This window comes from Nostoc sp. 'Lobaria pulmonaria (5183) cyanobiont', from assembly GCF_002949795.1.
Lineage (GTDB): Bacteria > Cyanobacteriota > Cyanobacteriia > Cyanobacteriales > Nostocaceae > Nostoc.
In genome coordinates this window covers 316093-334110 of record NZ_CP026692.1, presented here as the reverse complement: position 1 = coordinate 334110, position 18018 = coordinate 316093, and the positions used below count along the sequence as shown (strand labels likewise).

Below are 18018 nucleotides of genomic sequence, written 5' to 3'. Positions count from 1 at the left end.
CCTATTTATTGATATACGTAAAACCCTTTACCACTTTTTCTACCATGCAACCCTGCATCCACCATTTTTTTGAGTAAGGTGCATGGCCTATACTTGCTATCGTTAAAGTTTTCGTACAAGACTTCGATAGAAAATAAAATTGTGTCTAGCCCAATTAAATCTGCTGTTTCTAAGGGCCCCATTTTGTGACCAAAACAGCCTTTAAAGATTTTGTCTACATCTTCTGCTGTAGCAACTTGGTCTTGTAATAGAAAAACAGCTTCGTTAATAGTTAACATCAACACGCGGTTGGAAACAAAACCTGGTGAATCATTGACAATGATGTATTCTTTACCCATCTGAGCCAACATTTTTTTTGCTGTTTCAATTGTTGTTTCAGAGGTATGATAGCCGCGAATCATCTCCACCATTGGCTTCATTGGTACAGGATTCATAAAGTGGATACCAACAACTTTCTCGGCACGCTTGGTGACTGAAGCTATGCGGGTAATGGGAATTGCTGATGTGTTAGCAGCAAATACACAATCTGGGAGGCAAATAGAATCTAGTAGGGGATAAACCTTTCTTTTAATATCCCATTTTTCTGTGACATTTTCTATGATAAAATCTGCATTTTCTAAACTTTTATAGTATGTTGAAAACTCTATTTTACTGAGGATACTATCTGGAGTTTGTGTGTTGTCATTTTTTTTGAAAAAACCCTGAAAGCGGATATTATTTCTGATTTCGTGTTTAGCTTTATCCAGGATATTTTCAGAAATATCTACAAGAACCACTTTATGACCTGTTTGAGCGAGGTTTTGTGCAACCCCTACTCCCATTACCCCTGCACCAACAACACCTACTGTTTGAATGTTCATAATTAATCCTAGAAGCGAATATTATCATGATTTTTATTTAAGCTTTTCCAAACTTAAATTAGCTTAAAATTCAGATAGTCTTTCTAACTCCTCTATGATTATTTCTTCAATAAGTATAGCCAATTCAGATACAGAGGGTGCCTCAAATAGTGAACGAACTGATAGTTCTACCTGGAAATTTTTACGAAGCTGAGAAATTAGTACAGTTCCTATTAATGAGTCTCCTCCTAACTCAAAGAAGTTGTCATGAATACCTACCTGCTCAACTCCTAGTAACTCTTGATAGATATCAGCAATCCTAGACTCGGTCTTGCTGGTAGGAGCAACATAAGCATTTCTCAATTGAGGCCTTTGGTATACCGATTTAGATATGTTGGTTTTCTCTAGGACTTCTAAGGAAAATTTCTGCTCAACCTCAGTCAGCAAATCTTGTGTTGACACAACTATCTGAGGCACCATACTACTCAAAAGAATCCGTCTAAATACCTCAACGCCTTCTTTTTGTGTCATTCCTGGCGCAATCTCTTTTCCTGTTTTCGCTTTATATAGTAAGTCAACATCTACTGCTCTCCCTATATCGCTCCATCTATCCCAGTTAATGGCTCTGGTAAATCTGCCATGTTTAGAGACACTGTAATGAGCAAACGTGTCAATAAAGGCATTTGCAGCAATGTAGTCCACCATACCCACTATAGGTTTAAATATATTACTTGATGAACAGAGTACAAAGAAGTCTAAGTTGGCATTCTTAAAGAGAATATCAAGGATTCGTGTTCCTTTTACTTTCGGCGCAAGACCACTGGCTGCTGCTTCTTTTGTTTTTAGTTGAATAAGACCTCCCTCTAGAACTAATGTGGCATGAATCACGCCATGAATCTGACCAAATCGATTATTTGCCTGAGCGATCGCTGCCGACATTTGTTGTAAGTTAGTAACATCGGCGCTGACTACCAATACCTCCGCACCTAATGCCTCGATCGCTTGTAATTTTCGGATTTTACAGCTGATGCTGTCGGATTCATCATGAGTGGATAACCATTGTAACCACTGGTTGCGATCGGGAAAAACTGAACGCCCAGTTAGTATCAGTTTTGCTTTGACGGTCTGTGCTAGATACTCGGCCAGCACTAGACCAACACCTCCTAATCCACCCGTAATTAGATAAACTCCCCCTTCCCTTAAGCGTGGTTTTTCTTCAACAACTTCATGCAGTCGGATTGGCTCAAAGGTTTGCACCCACCGATGATTACCACGGTAGGCGATAATTTGATCAGGTAGTTGAGTAGTGAGTTCTGTCAGTAGCTGGTCTACGAGTTTATCGCTTTGCCAACTTTCTATTTCGGGAATAACGACATCAATACTACGACAGTTGATATTTGGGTACTCCATCGGAATGATTTTACAGGGCCCAATAACTAGCGCTTTCTCTGGAGACAGCACCTCTTCGCCTGTTAATTCCTGTATATTATTTGAAACGATTCCAATTTCAAGGGAATCTGTAAGATTTTGTTCTCCAATTGCCTGTGCTAGAAATAGCAAACTATAAAAGTCTAAATCTTGAGAGTCTAACGATTCAAGTCCTAATTCTGTGCGATCGGGTGGTGTAACACTCCATAAATAAACAATTGTTTTTGGGATCAAGTCCAGGGCGCAAAGTTCTTTGAGTAGAGTGTGGTAGTCATCTTGTTGTTGAGGATTGATCGTGTATGCGTGTTGATCGAGTCCATCTGGAGAAGATTTGCTCTCGCTACTAAATTGCTCTCCTATCTTGACGGTAATAATATTCTGGTTCTCAAGTTTGAGTCGCTTCACTACTTGGATACCCAAGCCGCACTCATCAAGAAATACTAACCAGCATCTTGGCTGAGTCAATTTAAAAGGCTGAGGCGGCATTGAGCGTTTCCAGGAGGGAATATAAAACCAGTCGGCAATGTCCGGCTTTTTATGTGACAAGACTTGAGGCATCTTGTCAATATCTTTTTGATCGACTAAAGCTGTAAATGCTGTTGGTGCTGATAATGCTGCTGACGAAGAAGCTTGAGCAACAAAGATATGTTCTCCAAAGGCTTCCAATTCAGACAAAGCCGCCACTTCAACAAAACCACAGGAGTTTAGTGCTTCCTGCCACTGCTCCTTTGATAAAAATGGATTACCCATGTTGCGGCTACCTTCTTGATCCTCTATGGGATTCATGAGCAGACCGTCAATCATGTCAAACTCTCGTTTAGGTTGAGTGATCTCCCAGAGCAGTAAGAAGCCTCCAGGAGCTAATAAAGAGTGAACATACTGAAGGGTTTCTTTGATGTTGCGGATTGTGTGCAATACATTGACAGCTACCACTACGTCAAAACTGTGGCTATTGTACCCCTGCTCTTGTGGCGATCGCTCGATGTCTAGTAAGCCATATTGGACAAAAGGATAGGCACTAAACTTATTTTTGGCTTCTTTGACAAAAAAACCGCCCACATCGGTAAAAGTATAGTTTGTTTGCGGGGATGATAACATAGGTAGTATTTCTGCCGTGGCAATCCCAGTTCCACCGCCGATTTCTAAAATTCTGAGGTTCACGTCTGCGGGTAAAGTCATTGCCAGCTTTTCCACCATTGCTCGCATAATGTCTCTGAAGTAAACCTCGGAGGGCAAGTTTTCTCGATAAATTTCTCCTTGCTTGACTAATGTAGCAACATGCAACTCCAATGGTTCTTTTTGACCAGTAAGCACAGCTACCAGATTTTCACCAAATAGTTGGATCAAATCTATATTTTGAGGTGTATCTGCCCATCTGACTCTGACTTCTTCTAAAAGAGTATTGATATAGTCTGTGGATGATGGTAAAAAGTTTGTAAATAGGCCCTCTTCTTGCTGTAACTGACCTTCCTCTACCAGTACTTCCAGCCATCTACACAACAATTCACGGTATTTAGGAATAATAGAACATTGCTCAAATAATTCCTCAAGAGAATACTTTTTGGCTAGATCGCTAAATGCACCTAAATGCTTCAGAGCAAGGCTCATGTAAGCAGTACATAAACGATCTAACCATTGTTCGTTGGCTCGATAAGTTTGGTCGTCAAATTCTAAGCTCCCTTGAATCGCTTGTATGTGTGCAACTTCTACCAGAGATTTCCAAAGCTCTGATGCTGTTGGTCTTGGGTGAAACTGTCTGAATGAAGGTGATAGTTGTTGTGGTTCAATCCAGTAACGTTGGCGCTCAAAGGGATAAGTTGGTAAAGGAAGGCGATGACGGCGCTCCGCAGCATAAAAGCCCGACCAATCAATCTGGACTCCTGAGAGCCACAACTGACCTAATGTCTTAAGCAAGAAAGCTAAATCTGACTGTCGCTCGTAGGAATGCCGGAGCGAGGGTAGTATAACTTGATCTGTAGAGGAACCGTTATCCAAACACTGTAAAGCTAAACTGCTTAGTGTCTGTCCCGATCCCACCTCCAACAGAATCGGATTTTGTTTTTTCCACAATTGTTGAACTCCATCTGCAAAACGCACAGTTTCGCATAGATGCTTTGCCCAGTATGTGGGATCTGTAGCTTCGGTCGCTGTAATCCAAGTTCCCGTGACATTAGATAAATAGGGAATTTTGGGTGGATGGAGGGTGACAGTTTTTACCAAGTCGGTGAAGGGTTGTGCGATCGCATCCATCATTTTTGAATGAAAGGCATGGGAGGTTTGCAAACGCCGACAGGCTAATCCCTTTTGAGTCAACTTGCTTTCTAATTCATCCACAGCGTCTATGACTCCAGCAATCACGCACTGTTGGGAACCGTTGATTGCTGACAAAGAAAGATTCTCATTCAACAGAGGATGCACCTGTTCTTCCGAAAGGGGAACAGCCAACATTGCGCCACTTGGTAATTCCTGAATCATTTGTGCTCTTTTAGCGACGAGAGTCAGAGCATCTTCAATAGACAACACCCCTGCTAGGGTAGCCGCAACATATTCACCGATGCTGTAGCCAATCATAGCCGTTGGACGAATTCCCCATGACATCCACAACTGGGCCAAGGCGTACTCAATGACAAAAATAGCTGGCTGAGTCAGATAAGTTTGATTGAGTTTTTGAGTGTATATATCTGCTTGTTCTCCCCCACGACCTAACATTTTTCGCAAATCTAGCCCAGCAGTAACAGTGTTTTGTTTTTGCTGAGTGTCATTCTCACTGTTTCTATTGGGATATAGGACATCTCGCAAATCTTTATCTAGAAGTGGTTTGAGAAATTCACAACAGTAGTCAATTTGTTTTTGAAATGTCAGTTCAACTTGGTAAAGTTCAAGAGCCATGTTGACATATTGAGTACCCAGCCCTGGAAACATGAAGGCTAGAGGACGTTCTTCAGTTTCTGGAACACTGGTAAGTAAGCGCTTTGGATCTTCAAGTGCAGCGATCGCATCTGCAATATCTTGACAAACAACTGTCTGCCGATGCTCAAAAACTTGTCGTCCACACTGCAACGTGTAAGCAATATCTGCAAGGTTTAAATCAGGATGCTGTTTTAGGTAATCTGCAAGATTGACAGTAGTACTTTTTAATGCTGAGTCTGTTTTTGCTGAAAGTACTAATAACTGCCAAGTACGAGAAGGGCTAGATTCTGGAAGAGTCGGGGCTTCTTCTAGAATTACGTGAGCATTAGTCCCACCTATACCCAGAGAACTCACACCTGCACGGCGAGGAGTATGAGTAGTTTTCCATTCCCTCAGCTTGGTATTGACGTAAAAAGGACTATTGGCAAAATCAATCTCAGGATTGGGTTCTTCAAAATTTAAGCTAGGGGGTATTTGTTTTTGTTTGAGAGCCAAAACAGTTTTGATTAAACTTGTAACCCCTGCTGCTGCATCTAAATGACCAATATTCGTTTTGACTGAACCAATTGCACAAAATCCCTTTTTATCGGTACTTTCACGAAAAACATTTGTTAAAGCAGAAATTTCAATCGGATCGCCTAAGACAGTTCCTGAACCGTGAGTTTCTATATAGCTAATGGTTTCAGGTTCTACCCCAGCTAAAGCCAGTGCTTCCGCTACTACATCTGCTTGTCCGTTAACGCTTGGTGCTGTGTAACCTACTTTACCAGAACCATCATTATTGATGGCGCTACCTTTTATTACAGCATAGATATTGTCACCATCGGCGATCGCGTCAGCTAACCGCTTTAAAACTACTACTCCAGCACCATTACCAATAATTGTTCCTTTTGCTTTGGCATCAAAGGCACGACAGTGACCGTCAGGTGATAAAATTCCTCCTTCTTGATGCAAATACCCTGTTTTTTGGGGAATCCGAACAGATACTCCACCAGCCAAAGCCATATCGCATTGATAATTCAATAAGCTTTGACAAGCTAAAGAAGTTGCAACCAAGGAAGTAGAACAAGCTGTTTGTACCGTTAAACTTGGACCAGTGAGATTTAATTTATAGGAAACGCGAGTAGCAAGAAAATCTTTATCATTACCGATCATTTTCTGGAAAGTATTCCCTGACCCAATTTGATCGTGGTTTAAATTAAATGATTGATAATTATTTAAACTAGCACCAGCATAAACAGCAATTTTACTTTCATAGCTTTGGGAAGCATAACCAGCATTTTCTAGTGCTTCCCATGCACATTCTAAAAACAAACGATGCTGCGGATCTGTAATTTCTGCTTCTTTAGGATTAAAACCAAAGAATGAGGCATCAAATAAATCGATATTTTCTAATATTGCTCCAACTTTTAAATAATTAGGATCGCTGAGTAGTTCCGGTGAAATTCCAAAGGCGATTAATTCTGCATCTGTAAACGCAGAAGTGGACTCAACTCCATCACATAAATTCTGCCAAAAACTGGAAACATTCTTTGCACCAGGAAAGCGCCCAGCCATCCCAATAACAGCAATACCTTCTAGGAGATAATTATTTGTAGTATTATTCATAATTCTTTTTACCTTGTTTACTCAATAACTGCTTTTGGCGATTGATAGCCTCAATTTGCTTTTGAGCGCGATGGCGTGTTCCTGTAAAATAAAGCTGTTGTTTTTGACTTAAATATTGCGCCAGGGAGTAAATAGTTGGGTTCTGAAACATGGTGACAACTGATATATCTCGCTGCAAAATTGCACGCAGTTTATGATTAACCTGAATCATCAGTAGTGAATGCCCACCAAGGTCAAAGAAATTATCATGAATACCCACTTTATCTAGATGTAGCACTTCTTGCCAAAGCTTTGCTATCTGCTGTTCGATTTCCGACTGGGGTACTTCATAGGTAGTCGTCAATGTTGGACGCAAGGCTTCTGGTACAGGTAAAGCACGACGGTCTACTTTTCCGTTAGGTAAAAGTGGTAAGGTGTCTAGGAAGATAAAAACACCAGGAACCATATATTCAGGTAGTAGTTCTTTGAGATAGCTTCGTAGTTCACTAATTGTAGGTGTTTGGTCTGGTAAAAGAACAATATAAGCCACCAATTTTTGAACACGTGGTTTATCTTCTCGCGCCAAAACTACAATTTCCCGCACTGCTGGATGTTTGAGCAATGCATTCTCAATTTCACCTAACTCAATCCGAAATCCTCTAATTTTAACCTGATGATCAATTCGCCCTAAATACTCTAAATTTCCATCTGGTAAATAACGAGCTAAATCTCCAGTTTTATATAGCCGTGATTCAAGTTTATCATTGAGGGGGTTAGATATAAACCGTTCCTTTGTTAACTCTGGTCGGTTTAAATAGCCTCTAGCTAAACCAGCACCACCAATATAAATTTCACCTGGGACACCAATTGGTACTGCTTGCAACTTAGTATCAAGCAGATAAATTTGTGTATTGGCAATGGGACGACCGATAGTTACGTTGCTATCCTTATTTACTTGAACAAATGTAGAGTAGGTTGTATCTTCAGAGGGTCCGTAAAGATTCAAAACTTTCTGAATACGATCGTTTTGATAAATTTGCTGCACAAGTTGATTTTGCAGTGGTTCACCAGCAAGATTAACCGTCCTAACGGAAGCAGGTAAACCATCTACTTGTAGTAATTCTGCAATGATGCTTGGGACTGTATTAACCAAGCTTACCTCAGCAACCAACGAGGGTAAGTGCAAAGCATTCTCGACAAGAATCACTTTACCACCCCAACTCAGGGGAACAAACAGTTCAAATACTGACAAATCAAAGCAAATAGATGTTGATGCTAAAACTCCAGCAAGGTCATTATCTGTAAAAATCTCTCTTGACCATGTTAATAAAGCAACACAACTTTGATGTTCTATAGCAACACCTTTTGGTACACCAGTAGAACCAGAAGTATAAATGACATAAGCTAGATTATTGGATTTTACTTGACTAAACAGATTTTCTCTACTCTGTTGGCTAAGTAATTGTGAATCTCTATCAATCCAAACAATATGCACATTCGATTTAGCAAACAATTCAACTAGATGGCTTTGAGTCAGCAGCACCTTAGTCTGACTGTCTTCTACCATGAAAGTTAAGCGTTCCTGGGGATAGGCTGGGTCTAGGGGTACGTAAGCCCCGCCTACTTTTAAAATAGCCAACAATGCAATCAGCATTTCTGGGCTGCGCTTCATGCAGACACCTACAATTACTTCTGGCTTCACCCCTAGTTTTTGTAAGTAGTGTGCTAGTTGATTCGCTCGGTTGTTTAACTCCTGGTAGGTTAATTCTTGGTTTTCAAATATGACAGCAATATCAGATGGTGTTTTTTCTACTTGTGCTTCAAACAGTTGATGAATGCACTTATCTTGTGGGTAGTCTGTCTTAGTATCATTCCACTCAACTAATAATTGCTCTAGTTCAGATGATGTAAGTAATTGCAAGTCTGAAATGCGTTGTTGGGGATCGCTAACTATGCTTTCTAGCAAAGTCTTGAAGTGTCCCAGCATCCGAGTAACGGTATCTGCATTAAATAAATCCATGTTGTACTCGCAAGTTGCAACCAACCCTTGCTCGGAATCCTCCATAAACAATGTCAAATCAAACTTAGATGTCCTGTTGTAGCCCTCTTCATAAGTAACTGATACATCTGATAGGCTTAGACTAGGTTTTGGCACATTCTGGAGAACGAACATCACTTGAAATAGTGGATTGTAACTCAAGTCTCTATTTGGCTTTAGTTCTTCTACTAACTTCTCAAAAGGTAAGTCTTGATGAACATAAGCTTCTAAAGCTGTAGACTTCACTCGTGCTAGTAACTCCTGAAAACTTAGGTCGCCAGATAGGTCTGTACGCAATACTAAAACATTGACAAAAAATCCTATTAATGAATCAACTTCTGCTCTGTTGCGATTGGCGATTGGCGAACCGACTAAAATATCGGTCTGACCTGTATAGCGATACAGCAAGGTTTTGAAGGCTGTAAGCAAGGTCATAAACAGAGTTACTCCCGAATGACGGCTTAAATTCTTTAGCTCTTTTGTCAGAGTTTGGGAAAGAATTAATTTCGCTTGACCGCCTGTGAAGGTTTTAACTGGCGATCGCGCACGGTCTGTTGATAAATTCAGTACAGGTAGCTCACCCTGCAATTTTTGTTTCCAATAAGCCAATAAAGGTTGAATACGCTCGCCATCAAGCCATTTTCGTTGCCAATTGACAAAATCTCCATATTGAATAGTTAATTCCGGAAGTGGTGTTCGCGTAGCGTGTCGCAGAGAAAGTTTGTCTGTTGACAATGCATCATATAGTGCACCTAGTTCTTTAATCAGAATACCAATAGACCAACCATCTGCAATTATATGATGCAGAGTCACCAGCAATTGATAAGCTTTATCATTTAATTGTAAAATTTTACTACGCAAAAGTGATTGAGCAGATAAGTCAAATGGCTGCTGTGCGAATTCTATAGCCAAACGTTGGGCTTCTTGGGTACGCTCATTTTCTGATAGTACACGCAAATCTTCAACCACTAAAGTTAAAGGTACAGCTTGATTGATAACTTGAATGGGTTGTCCATCTGACATTGTAAAGCTTGTACGTAAGACTTCGTGTCGTCTAATAATCTCGTTAATACTATCCTCTAAGGCTGTTAAGTTTATACAACCTTTGAAGTTAATAACTATAGGAATACTATATGTAGGAGTATCGGGACTTAGCTGATTGATAAACCATAATCCCTGCTGGGCAAAAGATAGAGGATAAATGGATGTGTTTTTCTCTTGTTGAGTAAGGGATATTGAGCGTATTGCGTCTGTTGTCATTTGAGCAAGGATCTTTGTAGCTAGCGATCGCCCACTTATCCCTTCAAAAAAATCTGCTACCGATACTTCTACTTCTAAATCAAGCTCAATCCGGTTTTTCAACTCAAATACTTTTAAGGAATCAAGTCCCAGCGTGCTTAATGGTTCTTCAAGATTAATATCATCTGTTGCAATTGAAAGTACTCGCCCCAAGAGTTCAATCAGATATGATTCTAAAACTGGTTGACACTCCCTTGGGGAAAGTGCCAACAGTTCAGAACGCTGTAATTGAGTTTCGTTTCTGGCAATATCACTAATTTTGAGAATGTCACTTTCAACTATATTCAGTTCGCCATTTTTAAACTGAGTGCGAGTTGCACGACGTTGAATCTTACCGCTAGAAGTTTTAGGTATACTACCTGGTTTTATTAAAACTACACCATAAACTTGTACTTCATGGTCTTGGGCGATCGCTTGCCGAATTGCACTAGCTACTTCTGCTAAATTTGGCTTGGCGCGAAACTCTAATTCTTGTACGATTACTAGCCTTTCTTCGTTGTTCACCTCTAGTGTAAATGCTGCATTAGCACCGGAACGTAAGGAAAGATGGCTGCCTTGGGCGGTTAATTCGATATCTTGCGGGTAAAGATTACGACCGCGAATAATAATTAAATCTTTTGCTCTACCTGTAATGAAAAGCTCACCATTGTCCAAAAAGCCTAAGTCACCAGTCCGTAAAAACGGCCCCTCTTTTGTGTCTTTCAGATAAGCGTGGAATGTTTCCTCTGTTTCTTCTGTTCGATTCCAGTAACCCTGACCTATGCTCAGTCCAGATACCCAGATTTCCCCAACTTCATCTGATGAACAGCGAGTTAGTGTTTCAGAATTAACAATGACAATCTGCTGTTGAGGAATAGTTTCACCACAACTGACAAAGCTTTGGATATCTTGACTCTGGGCGGTTGCTTCAACTATCTGGCTCTGTGAAAGTGCAGATTTGTCTACAGTTTTTACTGGGGCTAAGGCTGTTTTGATCCCACCAGAAACTATCAAAGTTGCTTCCGCCATGCCGTAACAAGGGTAGAATGCTTCCTGATGAAAGCCACACTCAGCAAAGGTGGTTGCAAACTGCTCAAGAGTATCTCGCCGGACTGGTTCAGCACCATTAAACGCAACATTCCAACTACTTAAGTCGAGAGTTTCTTTTTGTTCTTGAGTAATCCTTTGAACACATTGTTCATAAGCAAAGTTGGGACCACCACTCGTTGTGCCTTTGTAGTGAGATATAGCTTGTAACCAGCGGTAAGGTCGTTGTAAAAAAGATGCTGGAGACATTAAGATACAAGGAAAAGCACCATACAAAGGTTGCAAAATCCCACCAATCAACCCCATATCATGGTAAACAGGCAGCCAGGATACAAACTTGCTGCTGGGTGAATGTTCCATCATTTGGTAAGTTACAGCGGCGTTGTGCAGCAGATTGCCATGACTGAGCATGACTCCCTTTGGCGTGCCTGTAGAACCTGATGTGTATTGTAGAAAGGCTAAGGTATCCCCATTGATTGCAGGTTGTTGCCAAGAATCTTCTATACCCTGTGCTATGTTGTCAGTTGTCAGCCAGTGAAAATTTCCCTGTTTTGTTTCGGGTGTGAGTATTGATTGTAATATGGGAAGCATTGCTGTTGTAGTGAGAGCAACACTTACCTGTGCATCTCTGCTAATAGCTTGTATTCTGGGCGTTTTACGTTGATTGCGAGGTGGATAAGCTGGAACTGCCACTACCCCAGCATATAGACAACCGAAAAATGCTGTTAGGTAATCCAGTCCAGGAGGATACAGTAATATGGCACGTTCTCCACTCAAACCAAGAGCTTGGAGTTGAGCTGCTACAGCCCGACTACGCCGATCTAATTCATGGTAAGTCAGGGTTAATTCCTGAGTTTCTCCATCTTCAAGGAAAGTAAAGGCTTGTGTGTGCGGCATCTTGAAACTGCGATCGCGCAGAATATCAACGATAGTCGCACACTGAGGGAGAATTTCTTGGAATTTATTGAAAAATTGAGTCATTATTATGCCTCACGTAATCAGATGCACGCAAACAATAGTGGCAAAATTAATCTCACACTCACTCCTTACTGAACAAGGCTTTTAGTCAGTTTTTGTGGGTATCTTAAAGTTATAAAAATTTACTCACATACAGCAAACACAAACATTGACAACTCTTTATCGCTCAAAGTGCTGCTTTTACAGAATTATTTAGTTCAATTGCGAAAACTCTTGAACAGACCTGAATGCTGGCTTAGGGAAGACAGGGCGAAATTAGTAACTTAGTCATGCAAACTTATATATTGCTAGTAATTTTCATTTAGACTTTATTACATTACTAGAGATTGTGGCATTTTGCAATCTTGTAATTAATAGCGAATAATTATCAATAATTTAAATACGTGTCATTTTAGACTATTATCAAAATGTTCTATGACTTTTGATAGATGTCAACGGCTGGAAACATTCTGGCGCTTTCAATGGCCTGATTTTAGCTGAAGATGAAATTCCGTAGTCTAAGGATAGTCTAATGGATCAATTGTTAATCGGGATTGTGCGATCGCCTGACGACAACGCTCAATACTCGGATCTCCCGCAAACACTCGCCGATTTAGCTGATGAGCGATTTCGATGGTATCCGCACTTGGTAGCCAGGGAAAAATCACTATGTCCCCAGATACCGTAAACATCTTGATTAGCTGTTCAATCAGCTGCTCCTTTAAATCTGATTCCGGAAAGATAATCACACTCTTCGCCCGTTCAACTAACCAATCGTGATCCCAGTCATCAGAGGTAATGGCAATAGCAAGCGTAGCAAAGGGTATGCGTTCGATAAATTGTGGTGAAGCTGTATCGCCACAGAACAGAAAATGTTGCTTTTCCAGTAAAAACCAACCCGAATGGATTTCATCAAGATTCACAATAACAGGCGAAACTGAGGTAGCTTTTGCTACATTAACTTCTAAAGCTGGTGTTTCAGCTTTAACTACCTGCTTCGGAATTATAGTCACAATTTCTGGTTTAGAAGTAAGAGATTGCTGTGGCTCAGAGGACGCAGGAGGAGAGACAGACTTCGATTTTTCCGACTCAATTACTTGACGAATACTTTTATGAGTTATGGTTTGGCCTTCATGAGCACGTTGTATAAATTCCTCGCGGACGTTTTGTGGAGTTGATGGTGCTGCCAAAAGGTAAAGCGCAGACGTGGCAATATCTATTTGTGCAAAATTTGCACGTTCAGCCAATGTTTCATAAACATTAATAAAATTGTAAGCTGTCCGTCGGCTCCAACCAAACTCAGCTTTCAGCCAAGTCTCAAACTGTCCGTGTTTGAGCCGAGAACGCACGTCAGCCAGCTTCTGACCAATTTCCCAAATATCCTGTGCTGAACGCCGTAAGCGCTCTTTAATTTCTCCAGTTCGCTGCTGAATAACAAGACGCTGTTCAGAATCCAAAATTTCATAGTCGAAGCCAGTGACTACTTCAGTCTGTTTTTTTAACTTGCTCACAATTTATCTAAACTATTTTCTACACAAAATTTATCATAGTCAATCATGAATTGATTATTATCCGTGGAAAGTTAAATTTAAATATTTTTTGTCAATACGTCTAAATGAAATAAATTTATTGAAAGCGCCATAACGTACAAGATGCAGAGGTATACGGCACAGAGGAAAGACTTACTGCCACATCTGCTCCCCATTCCCTTTGTGGACATAGTTTTTTATACAAGAAGAATAATAATCACGTTCAAGAAGGAGAAGGAAATACAGTAGCTTGATCTTTTCTCAACTTAATGATAATCTTTATTATTAAGTTGAGAAAAGATGAAAAAGGTTTCCAAAGGTCTTACCAGCCCTTGATTTGAGATGGATAATACAATCCTCTAAAATCACCTTAGAATCTACCTGTTGGCTAACTTTGTTATGGATTGACTGAGGAGCGATCGTATATTGCGGGTGCTTTGTGCCATCGCAACCACTGATGATTACCAGTTTCCCAAACATTGGCGCAAACCCTGATTCTTTTTTTAGTTTGCAAAACTTTTGGATTTAGTGAACTGACTCTATTGACAATGACAAAAAATAAAACCTAGCTTCTAATACCAAAATTATGTATAGTTCGACTTAAGTAATATTCCTAACTAGTGGCACAACACCTGTGGGATCAGTAATCTATTACACTTCCAACAACTCCACTTGTTTTAGTACGGGTAAGTAAAGTTTACCCAAAGTAGTCTCTAGGTTATAAGTCTTAGAGACTAAGAGTTAACTTTCCACACACGGGTTCCTGAGCAAGGCAAATCTCTTTATCTAGCTAGAGTCTAGATTTGAGTCCAGCAAAAAAAATCAAAGCCTCGTATTAGTTGCTATGCAAACAACGTCACCCCAGGTAAGCGCGGATGATTTTTTTCTAGAGGTAGATCACATTTTTGTCTGTACGACCAAAGACGCTGAAAGTATTTCAGTTCTTCAAGAACTTGGTCTTCACTGCTCTAATCAGGCGGTGCAACATTTCAAACAAGGAACAGCCTCAAAAATAATTTTTTTTGAGAATACTTATCTTGAGTTAATTTGGATAGAAGATAAACATTTAGTGGAACAGCAGTCTGTAGACACAGGCGTTCATACGCTAAGTCGTCTTCATGGGCAGCATACAAGAGCATCACCCTTTGGTGTCGGTCTACGTAGGAAGTTTAATCATGGCAACTTGCGATCCCATTCAAATTTATACTTGTCTGAGTGGATGCGCTCGCAGATGTCTATTAGTTTTGCAGCAGAAAATCTTGTGAATCAGGAAGAACCTTTTTGCTTTATGATTCCTGACAGTATTGCTCTGACAGCTTGGCTTGATCCCTCATTAACAGCGCATCAGAAGTTAATTTCTCATCCCTTGGGTGTAAAAAAACTAACGAGCGTAAAAATCACAATTAATAGCGACAAACATTTGACTGATGCTATGTCTCTGCTTAGTACACACAGTGCTGTCGCTATTGAACGGGGGGAATCCCCACTACTAGAGTTAACCTTTGACGAGGGTATCAGAGAAAAAAATCTCGATGCACGACCAATTCTGCCAATTTTGTTGAAATATTAAAACATAGCCTGATAACATCACTAGCGAAAAGAATGTAAACTGAGGTATTAGTATGGCAACAATGGGAAAGTATTGCAAAGCTTACTCTTTGAAAAAATTACGTGAGTTCAGTCAGTGGACTGAGTGTGCTGAAAATACTAAGAGAGAAAACAAATCAGTTGAGGGTAAGGAAGTCGAAAGTAATAGACAGTTAACTGATGATGACTTTCTTTACCTACAAGAAAATTACGTAGTGACTGATGGGATTTTCAAGGATGAGAATATCATTTTTGACAATATAACTTCCGAATGGAAGGAGTTTTGCCACAAGACCTTAGCATTTGAGATTCCAGTCTACGAGCCTGTACTTGTACAAGCATCAACAAATAAAAACGAAAGTGACTCTTAAGAGGGAGACATCTGTATGAATGAATTAGTGCAACGTTTGTCATCCGGGGAACATTCTGTTGAAGCAAGCTTACGACCCGAAAAAACAGCTATAGCACTGAAAGAAAGTATTGACCGAGGGTACGTACATATCAAATTCACAAATACTAGCGGAGGTACTGATTTAGGTGTCAGACTCGACCCAGAAGCATCTAATTTGCAAGAAGCTGACTTTGAGCATCAAACAGGGAGGGTTCATCTGGTTGGGAACTTGACACTGAATTACGTGAAAGTTCGATGTATTGCAGATATTGAACTGGCAAGTTTAGAAGGTAAGGGACACCTTGAACCAGTGGAATCGTGAGATTTCCCCGTGCAAATTATTAACGGGACTTAGACTAATAGACATCGGGGTAAATAAACCACCCATTTGAAATGCCTGAAACCCTTGTTCAAACTTAATTACGTAGTTTCCTTCTCGCCTTCATGCGAGTATTAGGAATTATAGGCAGTTAGTACTAGTAGTCTGCCAAGTGTAATTATGAGAGGTTAAACGAGTTAGTAGTAAGCACTTTATTGCTTAAACGACGGCTAGAGCAGCCGACTACTAACTTTTTGTACTGAAGTACTGGATTATCAAATCTTAGAAAGCATAGCCAATTAAATAGAAGGAGACAAATTATGTACCAAGACGACAAAGAAGACACAACAATTTACAAAGTTGTAGTCAATCATGAAGAACAGTATTCGATTTGGCCTGCTGAGCGAGAAAACGCACTCGGCTGGAAGGATGCTGGCAAAAGTGGTTTGAAACAAGAATGTCTAGATTACATCAAAGAAGTTTGGACTGATATGAGACCACTTAGTCTTCGCAAGAAAATGGAAGAAGCTGCTGCGGGTAAATCATAACGCATTTGATTTTTCGTAAAGCTTGTCCAAGGTCAAGAGTCAAAGATAAAAAAACTCTGGACTCTTGACCGAAGCAACGTACTCCTACAGGGATCTTGCTAGCAATAGCGTCTTGTAGAAAGCATCTTCATTCTGATTCCTGGATTCTAAATTCTTCTTCAAGCGTCTTGTTGGAAAAAGAATAAATGACTTGTGACAGTCTTCTCTTGTGGTCGCCACTGTGCGTAGCTTAATTCCGCGGAGGGGTACACGAAATAAAAGTGCAATTTCGACATGAAAATATGACAACCACACAAACATTTAACTCCTGGCTAACATATACCAAACCAAATCCTCAGGCTTCAGTGCGTTTATTCTGCTTCCCGTATGCAGGTGGTAGTTCTGTAATTTTTCGCAGATGGGCTGAGAGTCTACCTAAAACTGTGGAAGTTTGCTCTATTGAACTTCCTGGACGAGGAACCCAGATGAAGTCAGCCCCATTTTCGCGGCTAAAACCTCTTGTGGGTGCGATCGCCCAAGCGCTGACAAGGAATCAGTTTGCTCCCGGCTTGCTTCCACATTTAAATAAGCCATTCGCCTTCTTTGGTCACAGCATGGGAGCGATCGTTAGTTTTGAGCTAGCCCGTTTACTCCGCAAACAGTACGGTCTTGAACCAGTACATATGTTTGTTTCCGGCCGCCGCGCTCCACAAATTCCCGATCCAGATTCACCTATCCATGCTCTAAGTGAACCTGAGTTCATAGAAGAACTACGCCGTCTCAATGGTACTCCCGAAGCACTGCTGGAAAATGCCGAATTAATGCAACTTCTTGTCCCAATTCTAAGAGCAGACTTTGAAGTTCTAGAAACTTATGTCTATGCTACCGAGTCACCACTTGATTGTCCTATTACTGCTTTTGGTGGCTTACAGGATCAAGAGGTTAATTATGATGAACTTCAAGCTTGGCGCGAACAGACAAATGCTGTATTCTCACTACAGATGTTCAGGGGCGATCATTTCTTTTTACACTCAGCCCAATCACTCCTGCTACAGTCACTTTCTCAAGAACTACAGCAAATTACCAGTAAAATAGACCATGTACAGGAGAATTCTGATTGACTCTGTATTCTTCTTGATTTTGCTTTGCATTTTTAATTAGTAAAATGTATTATCCACTTAGATTTTTTCAATCAGTATTTACACAATCCTTGAGCAGAGTGGAAATAAAAGTCTTCCCTAGTTGAGGAGGAATTCAGAACAACAAAGTGGCGGATACCCTGCGGGATCTTGCTACAGAATCGCCGCTAATTAGAGGCCGCTAAATCTTCTCCTTCTTCTATCAGAGACTGTACTCGAACGATTGAGCGCAATATTTCACCACTTATTCATCCGCTCTTCGGGTTCGACATTAGGATTCCAATTTCATGCTGAATTATGATTCATAAATTCTGTTTTAATCAACCAAATACAATACTTTGAAGGCATACCTTTACAAATTTTTCACTTCCGTTTAAGGATTAAGCGATATTGAATATTGTTGGTATAAGAAGTTTTTCAATTAGGATTGCATATGAGTACC

10 protein-coding genes are annotated in these 18018 nt (G+C 40.4%); 5 read left to right on the top strand and 5 right to left on the bottom strand.

Going from position 1 to position 18018, the window contains the following annotated elements; genetic code table 11:
- Nucleotides 1-5: 5 nt before the first annotated feature.
- The 5 genes from NLP_RS01455 to NLP_RS32665 all read right to left on the bottom strand — a co-directional run bounded on the left by NLP_RS01455 (nucleotide 6) and on the right by NLP_RS32665 (nucleotide 14093).
- Nucleotides 6-860, bottom strand: a complete 855-nt coding sequence (locus NLP_RS01455) for a 3-hydroxyacyl-CoA dehydrogenase family protein (protein ID WP_104904834.1) — start codon at nucleotides 858-860, stop codon at nucleotides 6-8.
- 63 nt (nucleotides 861-923) lie between these two features.
- Nucleotides 924-6785 (bottom strand): type I polyketide synthase, encoded by a 5862-nt coding sequence (locus NLP_RS01450; protein WP_104904833.1) that lies wholly within the window; start codon nucleotides 6783-6785, stop codon nucleotides 924-926.
- A complete protein-coding gene (locus NLP_RS01445; protein WP_104904832.1) occupies nucleotides 6778-12108 on the bottom strand; it encodes a non-ribosomal peptide synthetase in 5331 nt (1776 codons plus the stop codon). Before NLP_RS01445 ends, NLP_RS01450 begins: the two co-directional genes overlap by 8 nt.
- Before the next feature lie 494 nt (nucleotides 12109-12602).
- Nucleotides 12603-13595, bottom strand: a complete 993-nt coding sequence (locus NLP_RS01440) for a DUF3102 domain-containing protein (RefSeq protein WP_104904831.1) — start codon at nucleotides 13593-13595, stop codon at nucleotides 12603-12605.
- Between the two features lie 303 nt (nucleotides 13596-13898).
- Entirely contained in the window at nucleotides 13899-14093 is a 195-nt protein-coding gene (locus NLP_RS32665; RefSeq protein WP_158680249.1) for a hypothetical protein, read from the bottom strand.
- A gap of 364 nt (nucleotides 14094-14457) precedes the next feature.
- Here NLP_RS32665 and NLP_RS01435 point away from each other — a divergent pair, with 364 nt between their 5' ends.
- The 5 genes from NLP_RS01435 to NLP_RS01415 all read left to right on the top strand — a co-directional run bounded on the left by NLP_RS01435 (nucleotide 14458) and on the right by NLP_RS01415 (nucleotide 17558).
- Entirely contained in the window at nucleotides 14458-15183 is a 726-nt protein-coding gene (locus NLP_RS01435) for a VOC family protein (protein ID WP_104904830.1), read from the top strand.
- 52 nt (nucleotides 15184-15235) lie between these two features.
- Nucleotides 15236-15571 carry a hypothetical protein gene (locus tag NLP_RS01430; protein WP_104904829.1) on the top strand — a complete coding sequence of 112 codons (336 nt, stop codon included), beginning with the start codon at nucleotides 15236-15238 and terminating at the stop codon, nucleotides 15569-15571.
- Between the two features lie 15 nt (nucleotides 15572-15586).
- Nucleotides 15587-15913, top strand: a complete 327-nt coding sequence (locus tag NLP_RS01425) for an MbtH domain protein (protein WP_104904828.1) — start codon at nucleotides 15587-15589, stop codon at nucleotides 15911-15913.
- 317 nt (nucleotides 15914-16230) lie between these two features.
- Complete coding sequence (locus NLP_RS01420; RefSeq protein ID WP_104904827.1) at nucleotides 16231-16458, top strand: MbtH family protein; 228 nt, start codon at nucleotides 16231-16233, stop codon at nucleotides 16456-16458.
- A 281-nt stretch (nucleotides 16459-16739) separates the two neighbouring features.
- Nucleotides 16740-17558 carry a thioesterase II family protein gene (locus tag NLP_RS01415; RefSeq protein WP_104904826.1) on the top strand — a complete coding sequence of 273 codons (819 nt, stop codon included), beginning with the start codon at nucleotides 16740-16742 and terminating at the stop codon, nucleotides 17556-17558.
- Nucleotides 17559-18018 lie beyond the last annotated feature (460 nt).

What these genes read in the sequence shown, in the direction of transcription:
- NLP_RS01455 (WP_104904834.1), bottom strand. Translation starts at nt 860, where the DNA reads ATGAACATTCAAACAGTAGGTGTTGTTGGTGCAGGGGTAATGGGAGTA.
- NLP_RS01450 (WP_104904833.1), bottom strand. Translation starts at nt 6,785, where the DNA reads ATGAATAATACTACAAATAATTATCTCCTAGAAGGTATTGCTGTTATT.
- NLP_RS01445 (WP_104904832.1), bottom strand. Translation starts at nt 12,108, where the DNA reads ATGACTCAATTTTTCAATAAATTCCAAGAAATTCTCCCTCAGTGTGCG.
- NLP_RS32665 (WP_158680249.1), bottom strand. Translation starts at nt 14,093, where the DNA reads ATGTTTGGGAAACTGGTAATCATCAGTGGTTGCGATGGCACAAAGCAC.
- NLP_RS01435 (WP_104904830.1), top strand. Translation starts at nt 14,458, where the DNA reads ATGCAAACAACGTCACCCCAGGTAAGCGCGGATGATTTTTTTCTAGAG.
- NLP_RS01430 (WP_104904829.1), top strand. Translation starts at nt 15,236, where the DNA reads ATGGCAACAATGGGAAAGTATTGCAAAGCTTACTCTTTGAAAAAATTA.
- NLP_RS01425 (WP_104904828.1), top strand. Translation starts at nt 15,587, where the DNA reads ATGAATGAATTAGTGCAACGTTTGTCATCCGGGGAACATTCTGTTGAA.
- NLP_RS01420 (WP_104904827.1), top strand. Translation starts at nt 16,231, where the DNA reads ATGTACCAAGACGACAAAGAAGACACAACAATTTACAAAGTTGTAGTC.
- NLP_RS01415 (WP_104904826.1), top strand. Translation starts at nt 16,740, where the DNA reads ATGACAACCACACAAACATTTAACTCCTGGCTAACATATACCAAACCA.